The sequence below is a fragment of the Massilia aurea genome (assembly GCF_040790145.1).
In the GTDB taxonomy this organism is placed as follows: domain Bacteria; phylum Pseudomonadota; class Gammaproteobacteria; order Burkholderiales; family Burkholderiaceae_D; genus Telluria; species Telluria aurea_C.
Genome location: NZ_JBFMMP010000004.1, coordinates 55,149 through 73,606 on the forward strand (window position 1 = coordinate 55,149; position 18,458 = coordinate 73,606).

General features: G+C 60.1%; 13 protein-coding genes and 1 pseudogene. 8 read left to right on the plus strand and 6 right to left on the minus strand.

From position 1 onward, the window contains the following. The first annotated feature begins 10 nt into the window (after window positions 1-10). The 5 genes from AB2N08_RS08445 to tal all read left to right on the plus strand — a co-directional run bounded on the left by AB2N08_RS08445 (window position 11) and on the right by tal (window position 4,876). Window positions 11-922, plus strand: a complete 912-nt coding sequence (locus AB2N08_RS08445) for a LysR family transcriptional regulator (RefSeq protein WP_367610193.1) — start codon at window positions 11-13, stop codon at window positions 920-922. A gap of 138 nt (window positions 923-1,060) precedes the next feature. Beyond that, complete coding sequence (gene zwf / locus AB2N08_RS08450; RefSeq protein ID WP_367610194.1) at window positions 1,061-2,530, plus strand: glucose-6-phosphate dehydrogenase; 1,470 nt, start codon at window positions 1,061-1,063, stop codon at window positions 2,528-2,530. Between the two features lie 9 nt (window positions 2,531-2,539). After that, window positions 2,540-3,394, plus strand: coding sequence for an SIS domain-containing protein (locus tag AB2N08_RS08455; RefSeq protein ID WP_367610195.1), 855 nt, complete (start codon window positions 2,540-2,542; stop codon window positions 3,392-3,394). Between the two features lie 35 nt (window positions 3,395-3,429). Continuing rightward, a complete protein-coding gene (locus tag AB2N08_RS08460; RefSeq protein ID WP_367610196.1) occupies window positions 3,430-3,927 on the plus strand; it encodes a GAF domain-containing protein in 498 nt (165 codons plus the stop codon). A gap of 19 nt (window positions 3,928-3,946) precedes the next feature. After that, entirely contained in the window at window positions 3,947-4,876 is a 930-nt protein-coding gene (gene tal / locus AB2N08_RS08465) for a transaldolase (RefSeq protein ID WP_367610197.1), read from the plus strand. 336 nt (window positions 4,877-5,212) lie between these two features. Here tal and AB2N08_RS08470 read toward each other — a convergent pair whose 3' ends face one another. Together AB2N08_RS08470 and AB2N08_RS22935 are read right to left on the minus strand one after the other, a co-directional pair. Next, the gene (locus AB2N08_RS08470; RefSeq protein WP_370662409.1) at window positions 5,213-5,659 is read right to left on the minus strand and encodes a TetR family transcriptional regulator C-terminal domain-containing protein; all 447 of its coding nucleotides are present in this window, start codon (window positions 5,657-5,659) and stop codon (window positions 5,213-5,215) included. A 45-nt stretch (window positions 5,660-5,704) separates the two neighbouring features. After that, window positions 5,705-5,869, minus strand: a pseudogene (locus AB2N08_RS22935) (TetR family transcriptional regulator); the annotation flags it as partial. A 125-nt stretch (window positions 5,870-5,994) separates the two neighbouring features. On the opposite strand from AB2N08_RS22935, the gene AB2N08_RS08475 reads away from it, so the two are divergent. Genes AB2N08_RS08475 through AB2N08_RS08485 form a run of 3 tightly spaced genes read left to right on the plus strand, consistent with a single transcriptional unit; the run spans window position 5,995 to window position 11,975 of the window. Continuing rightward, window positions 5,995-7,320, plus strand: coding sequence for an efflux RND transporter periplasmic adaptor subunit (locus AB2N08_RS08475; protein ID WP_367610199.1), 1,326 nt, complete (start codon window positions 5,995-5,997; stop codon window positions 7,318-7,320). Window positions 7,321-7,344: 24 nt separating this feature from the next. Then, window positions 7,345-10,533 carry an efflux RND transporter permease subunit gene (locus AB2N08_RS08480; RefSeq protein ID WP_367610200.1) on the plus strand — a complete coding sequence of 1,063 codons (3,189 nt, stop codon included), beginning with the start codon at window positions 7,345-7,347 and terminating at the stop codon, window positions 10,531-10,533. Next, window positions 10,530-11,975, plus strand: coding sequence for an efflux transporter outer membrane subunit (locus AB2N08_RS08485; protein ID WP_367610201.1), 1,446 nt, complete (start codon window positions 10,530-10,532; stop codon window positions 11,973-11,975). The genes AB2N08_RS08480 and AB2N08_RS08485 overlap by 4 nt, the downstream gene beginning before the upstream one ends. A 98-nt stretch (window positions 11,976-12,073) precedes the next feature. Here the strand turns inward: AB2N08_RS08485 and AB2N08_RS08490 are convergent, their stop codons facing one another. The 4 genes from AB2N08_RS08490 to AB2N08_RS08505 form a co-directional block, all read right to left on the minus strand. Further along, the gene (locus tag AB2N08_RS08490; protein WP_367610202.1) at window positions 12,074-12,334 is read right to left on the minus strand and encodes a PAAR domain-containing protein; all 261 of its coding nucleotides are present in this window, start codon (window positions 12,332-12,334) and stop codon (window positions 12,074-12,076) included. Next, window positions 12,327-13,700: a T6SS immunity protein Tli4 family protein gene (locus AB2N08_RS08495; RefSeq protein WP_367610203.1), complete on the minus strand. Its 1,374-nt coding sequence runs from the start codon at window positions 13,698-13,700 to the stop codon at window positions 12,327-12,329. Before AB2N08_RS08495 ends, AB2N08_RS08490 begins: the two co-directional genes overlap by 8 nt. 574 nt (window positions 13,701-14,274) lie before the next feature. Next, entirely contained in the window at window positions 14,275-15,438 is a 1,164-nt protein-coding gene (locus tag AB2N08_RS08500; RefSeq protein ID WP_367610204.1) for a PGAP1-like alpha/beta domain-containing protein, read from the minus strand. Window positions 15,439-15,516: 78 nt separating this feature from the next. Then, on the minus strand, window positions 15,517-18,249 hold the full coding sequence (locus AB2N08_RS08505) for a type VI secretion system Vgr family protein (protein ID WP_367610205.1): 2,733 nt from the start codon (window positions 18,247-18,249) through the stop codon (window positions 15,517-15,519). Window positions 18,250-18,458 lie beyond the last annotated feature (209 nt).

The window sequence follows — 18,458 nt, forward strand, 5'->3', positions numbered from 1 at the left end:
GTTACGGGCAATGCAGATTTTTTCGCGCGTGGTCGAAGCGCAGAGCTTCGCCGGGGCCGCCAGGATCCTGGCGGTGCCGCGGTCGACGGTCAGCCGGTCGATCCAGGAACTCGAGGCAGCCCTGGGCGTGCGCCTGCTGCAGCGCACGACCCGCACCCTGCACCTCACCCCGAACGGCAGCCTGTATTACGACCATTGCCAGCGCATCCTGAGCGAGATCGCCGGGGTCGAGACCGCGCTGGCGGACAGCACGGTCACGCCGCGCGGGCTGGTGCGCGCCGACATGACGTCGTCGTTCGCACGGGCGGTGGTGCTGCCAGGCTTGCGCGACTTCCAGGCCCGGTATCCGGGCATCGACCTGACGCTGACGCTGGGCGACCGGCCGGTGGAGCTGGTCCAGGAAGGCGTCGATTGCGTGGTGCGGGCCGGTACGCCGGCGTCGTCGGCACTGCTGGTGGCGCGCCATCTCGGCAGCTTCGACTGGATCGCCTGCGCCGCGCCCGACTACCTGGCGCGGCGCGGCACGCCGCACTCGCTCGAGGCGCTCCAGGCACACGACATCGTCGGCTACCAGTCGGCGCTCACTGGCCGCACGGCAGGCTGGTGCTTCACGGTCGATGGCGCCGAGCACACGATCGCGCCCGGCGCGCGGCTCGTGGTGAACGATACCGATGCCTACCTGGGCTGCGGCCTGGAAGGCCTGGGGGTGATCCGGATCGCCAGCTACCTGGCGCTGCCGCACCTGGCGGCCGGGCGCCTGGTACGCGTGCTGCCGGCGTTGCAAGGGCCACCCGTGCCGCTCTCGCTGATCTATCCGCAAGACCGGCATCTGGCGTCGACGGTCCGTGCGTTTGCCGACTGGCTCGGTGAACGGGTGCGCGCGCAGCAGGCCGACTGGCAGCCGCCCGAGTCACCCACCTGAAATCTGGGTGCGCTGCGCGGGCGGCGAATATGGCACCATAGGCTGCGACCTCTGAGAAACGTAGTAGATTTTCTTGATTCTGTATAATTTATGTAGTAAATTTACAAAACCATTTTTATTGACGCATCAGACCTCATCATGGCGATTCCCGATTTCGACCTCGTATTCTTTGGCGGCAGTGGCGACCTTGCGATGCGCAAGCTGTTGCCTGCCATGTTCGCGCGCGACGTGGCGGGCGACTTGCCGGCCAGCGCCCGCATCATCTGCGTCGGGCGCGACGACGCCACGCAGGAAGAATTCCTGCATATGGTCGAAACCAACGCCAAGCCGCACATCAAAGAAGCCCCGTCGAGCGCCAACTGGGAGCGCTTCCTTGCCCGCATCACCTACGTGGCCCTGAACGCCACCGATGTCGCCACCTATGGCGACCTGATTGCGGCCCTGCGCGCCGATGCGTCGCTCACGCGCGTGTACTACCTGGCCACGCCGCCGCAAATCTTCGCCAAGATCTGCGACAACCTGGCCGCCACGGGCCTGGCCACGCCCAATTCGCGCGTGGTGCTCGAGAAACCGCTGGGCCGCGACCTGGCTTCGGCCAAGCAGATCAACCTCGATGTCGGCAAGGTGTTCGCCGAGTCGCAGATCTACCGCATCGACCACTACCTGGGCAAAGAGACCGTGCAGAACCTGCTGGCCCTGCGCTTCGGGAACATCCTGTTCGAGCCGCTGTGGCGCCGCGAATGGATTTCGGACGTGCAGATCACCATCGCCGAGAAGATCGGCGTGGGCAATCGCCTCGGTTACTACGACAATTCGGGCGCGCTGCGCGACATGCTGCAGAACCATCTGCTGCAACTGCTGTGCATCGTGGCGATGGAGCCGCCGGCGTCCATTGCACCGGACGCCGTGCGCGACGCCAAACTGCAGGTGCTGCGCTCATTGAAACGCTTCACGCCAACGACGCTGGCGCACAATATCGTGCGCGGCCAGTACCGCTCGGGCTATATCGACGGCCAGCCGGTGCCCGGCTACCGCGACGAACCGGATGCGCCGAAGAGTTCGCGCACCGAGACCTTCGTGGCCATGAAAGCCGAAATCGACACCTGGCGCTGGGCCGGCGTGCCGTTCTATCTGCGCACCGGCAAGCGCATGTCCGACCGCCTGGCCGAAATCGTCGTGCGCTTCAAGCCGATCCCGCATTCGATCTTCAACCAGCCCACGTCGAGCTTCCAGCCCAACAGCCTGGTGATCCGCCTGCAGCCGGACGAAGGCCTGTCGATGAACCTGATGGCCAAGACGCCGGGCGATTCGATGCGCCTTAAACAGGCCGAACTCGAACTCGATTTCCGCGAGCAGTTCACGTCGCCGCGCATGGAAGCCTACGAGCGCCTGCTGCTCGACGTGCTGCGCGGCCAGCTCACGCTGTTCATGCGCGGTGACGAACTCGAAGCGGCGTGGGAATGGGTCGAACCGATCCTGGAACACTGGGAGCAGGACGACACCTCGCCCGCACCATACACGTCCGGCACCTGGGGCCCGGCCGCGGCCAGTGCCCTGATCGGCCGCGACGGCTTGCAGTGGCGCGAAGAATCGCTGCCCGAAGATTAAGGCTTACCGATGCTGCTCGACTCGATCCGCACCCAGCTCGACACGCTGTCCAAGTCGGAGCGCAAGGTGGCGCTGGCGGTGCTGGCCGCGCCGTCCGCCACCGTGAGCCAGAACATCACGGCGCTGGCGCGCAGCGCGGGCGTGTCGGAACCGACCGTCGTGCGCTTTTGCCGCACGCTCGGCTACGACGGCTGGCACGAGTTCAAGCTCAAGCTCGCGCAAGGCCTGGCGCTGGCCCTGCCCGGCGCGAACGAAGCGCCGCACCAGGACGACCTGGCATCTGACCTGATCAACAAGATCTGCAGCCGCTCGATCAACACGCTGCTCGACCTGCGCAACAACCTCAAACCGGAGCTCGTGCAGCAGGCGCTCGAGATCCTCTCACGCGCCAACAAGATCGAGTTCTACGGCCAGGGCACGTCCGGCTTCGTGGCGGCCGACGCCCAGCACAAGTTCTTCCGCTCCGGTGTGCCGACGGTGGCCTACACCGACCCGGCGATCCACTCGATCGCGGCGGCCCTGCTGCGCGAAGGCGATGCGGTGGTCGCCATCTCGCAGCGCGGCAACAACCCGGCACTCACGCGCTCGGCCAAGCTGGCCAAGGCCGGCGGTGCGCAGGTGATCGTGCTGGCGCCATCGGGCACGCCGCTGGCCGAAATGGCCACGCTGCTCATTCCGATCGACCTGGTGTTTGCGACCGACCCGTACACGCCGATTTCGGCGCGCCTGGCCTATCTGGTCGTGATCGACGTGCTGGCGGTGGGCCTGGCGCTGCGGCGCGGGCCGGAGTTTCGCAAGAAGATGCAGAACGCGCAGAAGGCGCTGCAAGAGTTCGACATGCAGTTCGATTCGTTCATCGGCTAAAATGGATGGTTTATTGACCGTCCAAAGTCATCGCCATGCACATCAATCCAGAACGCAGCGACCGCCCCGATTACGACCTGCTGGTACGCCAGGTCACGAGCATCCTCGAAGGTGAACGCGACCTGACGGCCAATGCGTCGCAGTTCTCGGCCCTTGTCTACGACACCATCGCCGACCTCAATTGGGCCGGCTTCTACTTCACCGTGCCGTCCAGGAAGGGCGAAGGCAATGACCTGCTGGTCGGCCCGTTCCAGGGCAAGCCGGCCTGCGCCCGCATCCCGTTCGGGCGCGGCGTCTGTGGCACGAGCGCCGTCCAGCGCGAAACCATCGTCGTCGCCGACGTGCATGCGTTCCCCGGCCACATCGCCTGCGATTCGGCGTCCGCCGCCGAGATCGTGATCCCGGTGATCAAGGACGACCGCCTGATCGGCGTGTTCGATATCGACAGCCCGAAACGCGAGCGCTTCAGCGACGAGGACCGCGCCGGCCTGGAAGCCATGCTGGCCGCGTTTGTCGCGGGCACCGATTTCTAAGAACATTCAAGAGACCACCATGAACCAACTCGAACAGCTCAAGCAATTCACCACCGTCGTTGCCGACACCGGCGACTTCCAGTCGATCAAGGCCTATACGCCACAGGACGCGACCACCAATCCTTCGCTCATCCTGAAGGCCGTGCAGAAGCCGGAATACCGCCCGCTGCTGGAAAAAGCCATCGCGAACGCACCCGACGCATCGATCGACGCCATCATCGACAATCTGTTGATCGCCTTCGGCGTGGAAATCCTCGAGTTCGTGCCGGGCCGCGTGTCGACCGAGATCGATGCCGCCCTGTCGTTCGATACCCAAGCGACGGTGGCCAAGGGCCGCGAACTGATCGCGCTGTATCAGGCGGCCGGCGTGTCGCGCGAACGCGTGCTGATCAAGATCGCCTCGACCTGGGAAGGCATCCGCGCCGCCGAGATCCTGGAACGAGACGGCATCCACTGCAACCTGACGCTGCTGTTCTCGCTGTGCCAGGCCGTGGCCTGCGCCGAAGCGAATGTGAAGCTGATTTCGCCGTTCGTCGGCCGCATCTACGACTGGTACAAGAAGTCGACCGGTACCGATTATCAGGGCGCCGACGATCCGGGTGTGCAATCGGTCAAGGGCATCTACCAGTACTACCGCAAGTTCGGCTACGCCACCGAAGTGATGGGCGCGAGTTTCCGCAACACGTCGCAGATTCTCGAACTGGCTGGCTGCGACCTGCTCACCATTTCGCCCGACCTGCTGCAAAAGCTGGCCGACAGCGACGCGCCGTTCGAGCGCAAACTGGTCAAGGACGATGCAGCGGATATCGAAAAGATCGCGATCGACGAAAAGACGTTCCGCTTCATGCTCAATGAAGATGCGATGGCGACCGAGAAGCTGGCCGAAGGAATTCGCGCATTCGTGGCTGACTCGATCAAGCTGAAGGTGATGATCGAAGGGATGCGGTAAGCGCAGACGCAGGACTTGAAACCGTCGTTCCCGCGGAGGCGCACTGCTGTCCGGGATAACCGGTAAGTCTGCAATAGAGCGCTTTTTCGTTGCCGGAGCTGCAGTCCATGCGATACCAGATACAACATTCAAGCCATTTGCACGTCGTTCCAGCGAAGGCTGGAACCTAATTCCGTTGCGGGCCGCCATCAATTTTGCGGCAAAGATGCTGAGCTTGGGTTCCAGCCTTCGCTGGAACGACGGTTTTCAGGTCAGCGGTATTATCCCGGACAGCAATGCGCGGAGGCGGGAACGACGTAGTTGAGGTTGCGTGCATGAACACCGTTGCGGCGTCGCTCAGCGCGCCCGCAGCCCTGCAATATACGTATCGATCAACTCCGATCCCAGCGCCACCAGCTCGAATGCACCTGGTTCAAAAATCCAGTTGCGTAGCAGCCCATCGAGCATGACCCACATGCTCATCGACGCATTGCGCGGATCGACCGTGGCCGGCAGCATGCCCTCGGCCTTCGCCTGCGTGAACTGATCCTGCATCCGCCCGCGCCAGCGCGCGACCGATTCGCGCTTGTGGGCGCGCGCCGAATCGACCTCGTCGGTGAACTCGGTCTTGAGCGTGGCGATCTCGAACACGCGGCGCGCCTTTTCGTCGCTCTCCACGATGTGCAGCACGGCCATCATCTCGTCGCGCAGGCATTGCAGCGGATCGGTGTGCGCACGCTCGCCAGCGAGCTTGACAGCGGCATCCATCGGCATCGTGGCGCGTTCCATCATTGCGCTGAACACGGCGCCTTTGTCAACAAAATGCCAATAAATCGCTCCGCGCGTCACGCCCGCCGCGGTTGCAATATGCTGTAAAGTTGTTCTTGAAACGCCATGTTTTGCAAACAAAATCTCGGCTGCGTCAAGGATGCTGTCGCGTGTTGCGGCGGCTTCTTCTTTCGTCCTGCGGACCATATTCGGGGGACACTCCAAAATTACAAGGGGGCAAAACATTTTACATACAGTCGTGATAGTATATAAAACTATTTGCAAAAGCCAGTGTTGATATTGCCCTCCACCACATTCGAGTGACCGGAGCGTGACATCAACGCGTTACTAACTAGAAGGAAGCACACGTAATGCGCCCTGCCCAATCCTCGTCCCCGTCCCTGACCCGGGTCGCTGCCGCCACCCTGGCGGCCCTGGTCCTGCTGTCCGCCTGCGGCAAGAAAGATGAAGCGCCAGCCGGCGCCGCCCCTGGCGGCCAGCAAGCGCCCGCTGTCCAGGCTGGTGTGATTACCACCAAAATCGAAACCGTTGCCCTGGTCACCGAGCTGCCAGCCCGCGTCGAGGCAATCCGCACCGCCCAGGTGCGCGCCCGCGTCGATGGCAACGTCCAGAAACGCCTGTTCACCGAAGGCAGCATCGTCAAGCAGGGCCAGGCGCTGTACCAGATCGACGCCGCGCCTTATCAGGCCCAGGTCGCTTCAGCCCAGGCTGACCTCGCACGTGCCCAGGCCAACCTGGTGGCGGCCAAGGCCATTGCCGATCGCTACAAGCCGCTGGTCGAAGCCAACGCCGTCAGCAAGCAGGAATTCGACAACGCTATTGCTGCCCAACGCCAAGGCGAGGCCGAAGTGGCCGCCGCCCGCGCCCAGGTCCGCGTTGCCCAGATCAATCTTGGCTATACCAATGTCAATGCCCCGATCTCCGGCCGCATCGGCCGCTCGCTGGTGACCGAAGGCGCGCTGGTCTCGGCCACGCAGTCGACCGAGCTGGCCCTGATCCAGCAGACCGACCGCATGTACCTGAACATCACGCAATCGGCGAACGATCTGCAGCGCCTGCGCAAGCAGGCCAGCGGCAAGGCCGACGGCGAGCTGCCGGTCTCGGTCGTGCTCGATGACGGCACCGTGATGGCACGCCAGGGCAAGCTGCTGTTCTCGGACGTTACCGTCGATGAAACCAGCGGCCAGGTCACGCTGCGCGCTGCGATCGACAATCCGGACAATGCCCTGCTGCCAGGCCAGTATGCACGCGTACGCCTGTCGCAGGCCGAAACGCGCGGCATCCTGGTGCCGCAGCAAGCAGTCACCCGCGGCGGCCAGACTGGCGACACCGTGATGGTCATTGGCGCCGACAACAAGCCAGTGTCCCGCAAGGTCGTGGTCGGTTCGCAGAAAGGCGAAAACTGGGTAGTCACCGACGGCCTGAAAGAAGGCGAAAAAGTCATGGTCGACGGCTTCCAGAAACTGCAGATGCTGCCGCCAGGTACGCCGGTCAAGCCAGTGCAGTGGACGCCACCTGGCGCGCCACAGGCGCCGACCCAGGCAGGCGCACCGGCTGCCCAGCCGAACGCTGCCGGCGCTCAGGCCGCCGCTGGCGCGAATGCTGCCGGTGCACGCACCCCGAATTCCGGTTCGCCAGCGGCGGGTGCAACGACCCCGGCCGACAGCAGCCGCTAAGAATAAAACGAACAGGACTTTTCAATGGCACGTTTTTTTATTGACCGCCCAATTTTTGCCTGGGTGATCGCGCTGTTCATCATGGTGCTAGGTGGCGTCGCCATCAAGCAGCTGCCGATCGCGCAATACCCGTCCGTGGCCCCGCCCGCGATCGTCGTCAACGTCACCTACCCGGGTGCATCGGCGCAAACGCTGGAGGATTCCGTCATCTCGATTATCGAACGCGAGATGAACGGTGCCCAAGGCATGATCTATATGGAATCGACCAGCCAGGCCAATGGCACTGGCTCGATCACCATTTCTTTCGAGACCGGCACCGATCCGGAACTCGCTCAGGTTGACGTTCAAAACCGCCTGTCACGCGCGACTCCGCGCCTGCCGCCGGCGGTGACGCAGCAGGGTGTGCGCGTCGACAAGTCACGCTCGAACTTCCTGCTGTTTACGATCCTGTCGTCGGATGACCCGAACATGGACAACATTACGCTAGGCGATTATGCCTCGCGCAATGTGCTGCCTGAAATCCAGCGCATTACCGGCGTTGGCCAGGCCCAGCTGTTTGGCACCGAAAAAGCAATGCGGATCTGGATCGATCCGGCCAAGCTGGTCGGCTACAGCCTGTCGCCGGCCGACGTTACCAGCGCGATCTCGCAGCAGAATGCCCAGGTTGCATCCGGCACCATTGGCGACCTGCCGCTGGCGCAGGGCCAGCAGATCAGCGCCACCGTCATCGTGACCGGCCAGCTGTCGAACGTCGAGCAGTTCGGCAATATCGTGCTGCGCGCAAACCAGGACGGCTCGACCGTGCGCCTGAAGGATGTAGCGCGCATCGAAATCGGCGGCCAGGCCTATGCCACCGCGGCGCGCCTGAACGGCAAGCCATCGGCCGGTATCGGCGTGCAGCTGGCGCCATCGGGTAACGCCCTGGAAACCGCAGATCTGATCAAGGAGCGCATGGCCGAGCTGCAGAAGCTCTTCCCGGCCGGTGTGAAATACTCGATCCCTTACGACTCCACCACGTTCATCTCGATTTCGATCGAGCAAGTGGTGCACACCCTGCTCGAAGCGATCGTGCTGGTGTTCCTGGTGATGTATCTGTTCCTGCAGAACTTCCGCTACACCCTGATCCCGACCATCGTGGTGCCGATCGCACTGCTGGGCTCGTTCGCCTGCCTGCTGGCGATGGGCTTCTCGATCAACGTGCTGACCATGTTCGGCATGGTGCTGGTGATTGGTATCGTCGTCGATGATGCCATTGTGGTAGTCGAGAACGTCGAACGGATCATGAGCGAAGAAGGCTTGCCGCCGCTGGAAGCCACACGCAAGGCGATGGGCCAGATCTCGGGCGCCATCATCGGCGTGACCGTCGTCCTGATCGCCGTGTTCGTGCCGCTGGCGTTCTTTGCTGGTGCGGTCGGCAACATCTACCGCCAGTTCTCGGTGGTGATGGTGACCTCGATCGCCTTCTCGGCGTTCCTGGCGCTGTCGCTGACCCCGGCACTGTGCGCCCACCTGCTGCAACCGGTCGAAGCGGGCCACAATCACGAGAAGAAGGGTTTCTTCGGCTGGTTCAACCGCAAGTTCACCACCGGCGCCAAAAAATACGAAGGCTTCGTCGGCGCCCTCATGAAACGCGCCGGCCGCTGGATGGTGGTGTTCGCGCTGCTGGTCGTCATCGTCGGCGTGATGTTCACGCGCCTGCCGAACTCGTTCCTGCCGAACGAAGACCAGGGCTACGTGATCGCCAACGTTCAGCTGCCGCCTGGCGCGACTGCCGAACGTACCAACACGGTCATGCGTGCAATGGAAGAGTTCGTCATGAAGCAGCCTGAAACGGCCAACATCGTGGCCATTACCGGCTTCTCGTTCTCTGGCCAGGGCCAGAACATGGGCCTGGCATTCATCCCGATGAAGTCATGGGACGAGCGCAAGGGTGACGGCCAGGATGCGCAATCGTTCGCGGGTCGGATCACCGGCCACATGGGCGCGCTGCGCGACTCGTTCATCTTCGTGGTAAGCCCGCCGCCGATCCCGGAACTGGGTACCGGCACCGGCTTCTCGTTCCGCCTGCAAGATCGTGCCGGCAATGGCCACGCTGCCTTGCTGGCCGCGCGTAACCAGATGCTGGGCATGGCGTCGCAAAGCAAGATCCTGACGGGCATGCGTCCGGAAGGCCTGGAAGATGCGCCGCAGCTCAAGCTGAACATCGACCGCGACAAGGCGCAAGCCCTGGGCGTGACCTTCGCCGCGATCAACACGGCGCTGTCGACCTCGATGGGTTCGTCGTACGTGAACGACTTCCCGAACGCCGGCCGCCTGCAGCGCGTGATCGTGCAAGCCGATGCGCCACAGCGCATGCAGCCTGACGATCTGCTGAAGATCAATGCGATGAATACCCAGGGCCAGCCGGTGCCGCTGTCTTCGTTCGCGACCACGGAATGGACCACCGGCCCGATGCAGACCAACCGCTACAACGGCTATCCGGCGATGAAACTGACCGGTGAGCCGGCGCCTGGTTACTCGAGCGGCGAAGCGCTGGACGAAATGCAGCGCCTGGCAGCCCAACTGCCGCCTGGCTTCTCGTATGAGTGGACCGGCCAGTCGCGCGAGGAACTGCTGTCGGGCTCGACCGTGTTCATCCTGATCGGCTTCGCGCTGCTGGCGGTGTTCCTGGCCCTGGCCGCACTGTATGAAAGCTGGACCATTCCAGTGGCGGTGATGCTGGTGGTGCCGCTGGGTATCCTTGGTTCGCTGCTGGCAGCCAATATGCGCGGCTTGTCGAACGATGTCTACTTCAAGGTCGGCCTGATCACCATCATTGGCCTGGCGGCGAAGAACGCGATTCTGATTGTCGAGTTTGCAAAGGACCTGCAAGCCGAAGGCAAGTCGCCGTTCGATGCGGCGCTTGAAGCGGCTCACCTGCGCTTCCGCCCGATCATCATGACCTCGCTGGCCTTTATCCTCGGCGTGCTGCCGCTGGTGATCGCGAGCGGCGCCGGTTCGGCGTCGCAGCGCGCGATCGGTACCGGCGTGATGGGCGGTATGATTACGGCTACCGTGCTCGGCGTGATCTTTGTGCCGGTGTTCTTCGTCGTCGTCCGCACGCTCTTCAAGGGCAGCGAGCGCCAGCGCAAGATGTACGCCCATGCGCAAGAAAAACAGCATGAGCAGGAAAAACAGGAACGGCAAGCTGCAGAAGAAGGGAACAAAGCATGATCAAGCATATGAAACTCGTGACCCCGCTGGCGCTGGCAATGGCGCTGGCAGGCTGCATGTCGATGGCGCCGGACTATGAACGCCCGGTGGCGCCGGTGGCAGGCGCCTTCCCGGAATTGCCGAAGTCGGCCGCGGACGCGGCCAGCCCGGTACTCGATGCTGCCCCGGCATCGGTCGCCTGGCAGCAGTTCTTTGCCGATACCCGCCTGCGTCAGCTGATCGACCAGGCACTGGTGAACAACCGTGACCTGCGTATCTCCATCGCCAACATCGAGCAGGCCCGCGCGCAATACCGCATTACCCGTGCCGACCGGCTGCCGTCGGTGGGCCTGGGCATCAGCGGCAACCGCCAGACCGTGGGCGAAGACCAGCCGATCGACAGTACCTATTCGGCCGGCCTGCAAGTCACGTCGTTCGAGCTCGACCTGTTCGGCCGGGTGCGCAACCTGAGCGAGGCCGCGCTGGCGCAATACCTGGCCACCGAAGAAGCGCGCAAGACCACGCAGATCAGCCTGATCGCATCGGTCGCCAACGCCTATCTGCAACTGCTGGCCGACGAAGAACTGCTGCGCATCACGCAAGACACCGTCAAGACGCGCCAGGATTCGGACCGCCTGACGCAATTGCGCTTCGATAACGGCGTCGCCTCGCGTCTCGAACTCCAGCAATCGCGTTCGCTCGTTGAAACGGCCCTGGCCACGCTGGCGCAACAACAGCGCTTCCGCGCCCAGGACATCAACCTGCTGACGCTGCTGGTGGGCCAGCCGCTGCCGGCGGACGTCTCGGCCGGCGCCACGCTGGCCAAGACCGAGCTGCCCGACCTGCCGGCCGGGCTGCCATCGGACCTGCTGGCCAACCGTCCGGACATCCGCGCGGCCGAGCAGGAACTGATCGCCGCCAACGCCAACATCGGCGCTGCGCGCGCGAACTTCTTCCCGCGCATTTCGCTGACCGGTTCGGCCGGCAGCGCCAGCACCGAACTGTCGGGCCTGTTCGACAGCGGCACCTGGGGCTGGTCCTTCGCCCCGCAGGCGATCCTGCCGATCTTCGACTACGGCCGCAACACCGCCACGCTGGGCGCCGCCCGTGCCCAGCGCGACATCGCCGTGGCCCGCTACGAGCAGTCAATCCAGACCGCATTCCGCGAAGTGGCGGACGCCCTGGCCGGCCAGGCCACGTACAGCGAACAGCTGCGCGCGCAATCGGCCGTGACCGAAGCCGAAGCCGACCGCTTCAACCTGTCCGACCTGCGCTACCGCAGCGGCGCGGCCAGCCAGCTCGACCTGCTCGATGCACAGCGTTCGCTGTTCCAGTCGCAGCAGTTGTCGGTGAACGCCAATCTGCTGCGTTTGCAGAACCAGGTCGCGTTGTATCGCGTGCTCGGTGGCGGTTGGGTGGAGCCGGCGGCGCAAGCCGACGGGGCGCCGGTGGCGGCGCGATAAGTTGCTGTGCTGCTAATGTGAATGAGAACCGGGCCTGCGTGGCCCGGTTTTTTTTCGTATGCAGGTTGGTGGCGGTGACCTGGCCGCGCTGGATCAGGCTAGGTGCGGGTGAAGGTTGCGATGGTTGAAGTCAGGGTGGCGCCGCAGCTGGTTTTGTGGCCGTCGTAAGCGACTTGCACGCCGTTGATCGTGTGGTTGGGATCGCCTTCGACGATGGTGCCTTTACCGTGGATCGGGCATACGCATTCGTCGCCGAGGCAGGCGACTGCGATGCCGCCGACGGTGAAATGGGTGGCGGCGACGCTGGTGACTTTGCCGCCGTGGCTGGTGGGGTCGTTCAGGCGGATGATGTTAGGCATGGGTGTCCTCTGCGCGATCGTCCTCATCCGGCTTACCATCGACGTCGCCCGAAGCTGTCGGGATGGTCTCATAAGCAGTCAATTTCCAGTCGACGTAAGCGACACGGTAGACGTCCCCGATCAGTGTTCTCAAAAGACTGATGTAACCAGTGGCGATCACTGGCGGGATTTTTTCGCCCTGCGTGAACAGACGACGTCTTGCGCCGTCGATCTTCCGTTTGTCGGTACATTCCCAAAAGCCGCTCTGCGGGCAGATTTCGCCTGATTTGCTGATGGCGCCGAGTGGGGTTTTTAGTGGTACTTCGTTGGATGGAGTTGCGTCGCTTGGTTGGCGCACGCCAATAGACGGGAGTACTCTGTCCCAGAGAGCTAACGCTTCTTCATCTGTAAGGCTGGGCTTGACCTTGGCTTTCGCATCACCCTTTACGCCGGAATCTAAGCGAACATCCAGCAAGGGGTGCAACGCACTGTTTTTCTCGCCAACGCTGAAAAAACGAAACTCATGAGCATCTGTATCATCTTTGTACGCGGGTCGCCTGGTGAGAATTTCTTCACCATGCCATATTCCCAGCTGCCGTGCCCCATCTCGGAGCACTTTTATCCTGGAGAAGAAATTACCGAATCCAAGCATGACCGCGCGTTCTTCCGCTTGTCGTCTGAGCTTCCGCGGACTACTCCCTCCTTGTAAGTTATCATGGTTTTTACGTGCCTCGATCGAGATTCGAACATCCGGAATTTCTTTCAGATAAATGCCGATAGCACTGCTTTCGTAGTCTGCATTAACCTGAACAAAACCTCCTTCAATACACATTCCCATTTCCTCAGGAATTTCGTTCTCAGAACGAAGACTCAGCTGACCAGCGACCTTATTCACCAATGACACACTGTCCGCACTTGGCATTACACTACTAATATATTGGATAAAAAGATCGCCTTCCATCGGGATGTAGGAATGAATCGCATAGCTCACTGAGCTTTTCGCACCGAACACAATTTTCTGACCTGGAATGATGCCATCAACGACCTTCCCAACCATCGGAAGCTTAGCCAAAGAGTAATCCGCCAGATAGCTCTTCTCTTCTTGAACACTTTGAAGACGTGATTCAACCAAGGAGGCAATACTCGAGGATTGATTGCGATAAAACTGCATATTTCCATCGACCGTAATAGGCCCATAGATAACAGACGCAGTCTCAGGAATTGTTACCCGTAATCGACCGAAGCACACAACACGCGTGTTCGTAAATATTTCATCCATTTTTTTCGATGACGAAGTCACTTTACCCTCCAACGGGTTAATAATTACTATAGTCAATACCAGTATTCCAACTACCCAAGCAATCGGATGATAGAGGAATTTTTTCATTACCCACCCCACTTCATCGTAGATATTATTTTAAACAAACTATACATAGTCGATGCCAACACGACAGGGTCGGAATAACTTCCCTGATGCTCATAGCCTTTTTGTCGAAAAACACCCTTAAACTTCCTACTCAAAAGTTGTGCATCGGCTGAATGCGACGGTACGGTTTGATCGCCAGGGGCATCGGGGCCGAGCATTTCAACATTCAAAAAATTAGCCTTTCTGGAATTTATCGGAGATTTCAGATCAATTAGACTAAGACTGCCTTTTCGATTATCCCCGACGATCTTTAACGAATCAATATCGCTTGACTCAACCTCACTATCTATCTTCCATATCACTTTATGCCAAGCCTTTCTTTCCGGATCTACCCCATAGTGAGCATAACTCTGACTGTGATAAGTATTCTCAATTTTCGCGTGAAAGCTCTTTGCGTCGTCCAATAAATTCAAAGTCTTGACAATTCCGAATCCTGGCGTATCTGCTGGGTTAATCCATCTCTCTCGGAATAAGCTGAACCACTTCCCTCTTACTTTATAAATTTCCTCGTATGGACATTGGGCAGGCCAACTTCTCAATATTTTTTCTCATCTCGAAATTCCAGCCAGTGTGCTCCGTAAAACTGGTTCGGGAGCAGCTCCAATGCACCTTGAGCATTCGCAAGTACTGCAGTTACGTCTTCTGCGTTATCTCCCAAGACACCTGCTGTAATTCTCTCTGTCGGCGCTGTCCAATTCCCTTCAACTCCACAACGCATTCTTTTGTAGGCTGCACCCGCTCCCATGGCCGGCATGACTCCGTGAATGACACCCAAAATTTTATCGTTTGCATTTCCGATTGAGGGATGGACAACCGCACGCGCTACTAGTCCGCCCATTGAATGCGTTATAAGAATAACTTTTTCACACTCAAATCCTTGACCTCTGTACTTATCAATCAAGACGCCAATCCTTTTCGCAATAGTGACGCCAGATTCGAAGTTTCCTTTGAGCCAGTTATACCCCATTGCGTGTACTGGAAACCAACACCCTTTCACCGCATCTCGCATGGAATTCTCATCGAGAGCGGCCATAGAACTATTGGGCTCCGCCTGCCATTTCTTGGGGTCGACGTTCAAAATATTGGTCCGCAAATAGAGGTCCATTGCCCCACCAAAAAATGCAGAATTAAGCTTACTCTCACAGATTTCTAGAACTTTTTGATAGCTTCCGTAATAGATTTCCCCCCATCCTCGCTCACGAGCTTTTTGATCTTGGTTACGGCGATTTTCAGTTCCCGGTAGATCTGGCTGAAGTAAAGGGCCGTCAAGTCTCCCCCAACCTCGATATCCTCTCGTGTATGTTACGCTTTGATTGCGCAGGTCTGAGCTCTCTTCCGCATTTCCTGTCAGATTTTTTACGGTATCGTACGTATCTACTTCGGTATTTTCCGGATCCAAACGTAATTGCCTTTCAATCGGGCTATCGTTATATTGTTTGATCGTCACACTCGAATTGTCTGGTCTCCAAGAGATATTATGCATCCCACCTAGTTCTATCTGACGGGACTCCGTCATCCTCAAGTTCGACCCCATAATTCCGGGTATGAACACGATAGGTAACACGCGTTTCGGTGGAATCTTTTGAACTTGGGGAGTTTTGTCCTGCTTAGGCGTTACGAAACCTTGAGAAATTTTCCCTTGCTTTTTCTCCGGATTGATCGGCAGCTTGTATCCATTTTTTCCTGGCAAACTCGTCATCGCACACCTTTCTTGTTTCTCTTAACCCGTTAGGCTAAATGTGACATTTATCACTATCATTATTCGAATTTACCCCTGCTAGTCATCAATTGCTTCGATCCTGTACTGGGCAAATGGGATGTCCGACGAAAAGTCATGAGTCATTCCATCTGCATTTGTACGTCCCTCCACAACCTGACCATCCTCCAATGTGATTCGGTATCGTTGCTCCGCCAACGGCTCACCGGTACTTAGATCGACCAATCTCACACGCTGATCATGTTCAACCACGCTTTCAGGCATTCGCATCGAGTCCACCCCACCATCCCCTGCATTCGGAAATTCCGCTTTAGCCGACTTCACTAAGAAACTCCCCGTGCACTGATGCGTAATCGCCCCTTCGCCAAATGCTGCCTGCGCACCCTGTGTCACCAGCGTAACCTTCGGCGCCTGCAAAACAATCTCCTCAGTTGCAGCGAGAACGATGCGTCTTGCCGACGTAATTTCCACGTCATCGCCTTGGGCGATAATCTCCACCTTCCCGCTCGCCGCAACCAATTTCGCTCCCAGCGAATGCGCAAACAAACCAATCCCCTGCAGCGCATGCAACATCAGCTTGCGGCCAGCAGACAACTGGATATTCCGGACACTGACCACATCGACATGCGTCTGCGCTCCGATCGTGACGCCAGCCTGACTGCCCACTATCACCCCCGCCGGCGCCTCGATCGCGACAATGGGTGCGCCATTCCCGTCGGCCGCCTGTCCTGCGGTGTTGCTGCCCTGTTCCCACTGCTCCAGATGTGACTTCACCTGCGCCAGCGACTCGATTTCCACGGCATCTGTTTCATGGGTCTCGGCCAGATCGGCCAATTGCTTTTGTATGCTCGCCAGCGCCTCGGCCAATCCGGTCAATCCATCCCGATCCAACTGCCGTCCTGCTGCCCGCAGCGACGCGTCTGCGCTGATCAAGACGCCTTGACCTCCGCGCAGCGCCAACGCCGCATCGGTACGTAACTCAGCGCCCTCACCACGTGGCGTGGCCGCACCATCACGTCGTGGTTGCGTGAGAAAACCGAGGTTGAGCTGGCTGTGATCGTGCTCGCTCCCAAGCTGCGCGCTGATCTGTCCGGGCGTGTCGTCCAGGCGCAATTGGTTTGCGCGTGTCCCCTGCCCTTCCCGGCTCACAATTCCGGACAAGTGTCGATCCCCAGGCAAAATGCTGGTACGGCTAAAAGAAGGCGGCGGCGTGCGGCATCCCTGGACACTTCCGATCACGAGCGGTTTATCCGGGTCGCCGCCCAAAAACACGACGACCACCTCGTCCCCTGCGCGCGGCAGCGAGATCGCGCCGTATCGATTGCCAGCCCAGGCTGTTGCCAGACGCACCCACGCCGAATCCCGGTCGCTGTCCGATGTGCCCGCACCGCCTGCGTGCTCGTGGTCTTTCGAGCGGCATGCCGGGAAACGCAACTTGATTCGTCCCATTGCGTCGCAGTGAATCTCCTGGTTCGCAGGCCCGACGACAATGGCGGTTTGCGGCGCCGTGCGCGGCAAATCGGTGCGTGGATCGAATGCGGGGACAATCGGTATGCCGCGCCGCACGCAAGTGAATCGGTTGGAATAGCGCACGCCGCGCTCGGCACTGGCGCGCACCAGATCACTGCTCCAGCGATTCAGGGTGAATAGCCGGCCAGCTCGTTCGTTCAGCGTCGTGGGCAGATTATTTTCCGCTTCTACCCGCAATTCGGTGCAGACAAACTCGCGCTGCTCCGAGGGATGCGAATCGATTTCTGGATGACCTTTAATTTCACGCCACTGTCCGACGCGCATTTCGCGGTCACCACTTTCTCCCTGAAAGAACTTGGCCTCGTATTCCTTGCGCTGTACGCGCGCCAGGCCAAGGTGGTGATAGTCGTTCGAGCTGTCGCCTGCGTGCGGCGGGTCGATCAGATAGTCGTCCAGCGATGCTGCAAACTGGTTGCCGGATTCGCCTTGCTTGGCAAGGCTCGTGTCCTGGCTATTCATCGCCCAGGCGTTCCGATAGTCCCAGCTCTGGCGTTCCACGCGACCAGCAGTCAATTTACGGACTGCATACCAGGCCGTAATGCCGTCGCGCTGCTCGGTGGCGCCGCCCCGGTGATAGCGCGCGGGACCGGCTGGATTTTGATCGATTGCATTCGGCTGATCGAACAGCACCAGCGTATGGACAGGCGTGTTGTCGCTGCCGCGTTCATTCGAGTCACCGGCCCGGATGTACCACGCGATGCCGCGCCGTTTCCACAAGCGGCGCAGAAATGCGGCATTCGACTCGTTGTATTGCATGGTGAATTCGCGGGCTGGATAGTGCTTGAGTCCAGTGAGGTCGAAGCGAAAAGCGGCGCTGGCAATGGGATTGGATTGACACCATTCGCGCAGGATGATCTCGGTGATGTCGACCTCGCTGCGATTGCGAAAGACACGCGTGTTGCAGGTTTCATCGAGCAGAGAGATCGCGTCACGAACAATCAACTGGTAAGTGGCCAGCCCCCCGTCGCTCTGGCCCTCCGTCACGCCCCCGACGATGCCGCACACCGTGCGCAACGATCCGGTATCGGTCACGAACTGCAACTCAACCGGATTGGCAATGAAATCCTTCAGCGCCAGACCGGCCTTGAGACACAAGCATTGCAGGGCATATTCGAGCCCTCCGCACATCGTTTCTACCCCGCTCACATATTTCACCAGCAGCAGATCGTCGACGATGCCATGGGCGCCAGATATGCGAAGTCGTATGGCACGATTTGAATCCGACAACCCCATGACACTCGCAGCAAGTTGATCGAGTTTCACTGTCTTCGCCTCACGATGACCGCCGCAGATCACACGGCAACGCCCGATCTTAGCGATGCGAAATCGCGGCGCAATTGAGGATGCGCAACGTGGCGGCGGTCATCGTGCTTGCTGTGGTGTAGACGCCGCATCGCGGACGTTGTAGCGCGGCATTGCACCGATCTGTGGGTGCAGATATTTGCGCGATTGGCTACACTGCTTGCATCGAT

Excerpts from the sequence above, each read along its gene's own strand:
- AB2N08_RS08445 (WP_367610193.1), top strand. The coding sequence starts at position 11 with ATGCAGATTTTTTCGCGCGTGGTCGAAGCGCAGAGCTTCGCCGGGGCC.
- zwf (WP_367610194.1), top strand. The coding sequence starts at position 1,061 with ATGGCGATTCCCGATTTCGACCTCGTATTCTTTGGCGGCAGTGGCGAC.
- AB2N08_RS08455 (WP_367610195.1), top strand. The coding sequence starts at position 2,540 with ATGCTGCTCGACTCGATCCGCACCCAGCTCGACACGCTGTCCAAGTCG.
- AB2N08_RS08460 (WP_367610196.1), top strand. The coding sequence starts at position 3,430 with ATGCACATCAATCCAGAACGCAGCGACCGCCCCGATTACGACCTGCTG.
- tal (WP_367610197.1), top strand. The coding sequence starts at position 3,947 with ATGAACCAACTCGAACAGCTCAAGCAATTCACCACCGTCGTTGCCGAC.
- AB2N08_RS08475 (WP_367610199.1), top strand. The coding sequence starts at position 5,995 with ATGCGCCCTGCCCAATCCTCGTCCCCGTCCCTGACCCGGGTCGCTGCC.
- AB2N08_RS08480 (WP_367610200.1), top strand. The coding sequence starts at position 7,345 with ATGGCACGTTTTTTTATTGACCGCCCAATTTTTGCCTGGGTGATCGCG.
- AB2N08_RS08485 (WP_367610201.1), top strand. The coding sequence starts at position 10,530 with ATGATCAAGCATATGAAACTCGTGACCCCGCTGGCGCTGGCAATGGCG.
- AB2N08_RS08490 (WP_367610202.1), bottom strand. The coding sequence starts at position 12,334 with ATGCCTAACATCATCCGCCTGAACGACCCCACCAGCCACGGCGGCAAA.
- AB2N08_RS08495 (WP_367610203.1), bottom strand. The coding sequence starts at position 13,700 with ATGAAAAAATTCCTCTATCATCCGATTGCTTGGGTAGTTGGAATACTG.
- AB2N08_RS08500 (WP_367610204.1), bottom strand. The coding sequence starts at position 15,438 with ATGACGAGTTTGCCAGGAAAAAATGGATACAAGCTGCCGATCAATCCG.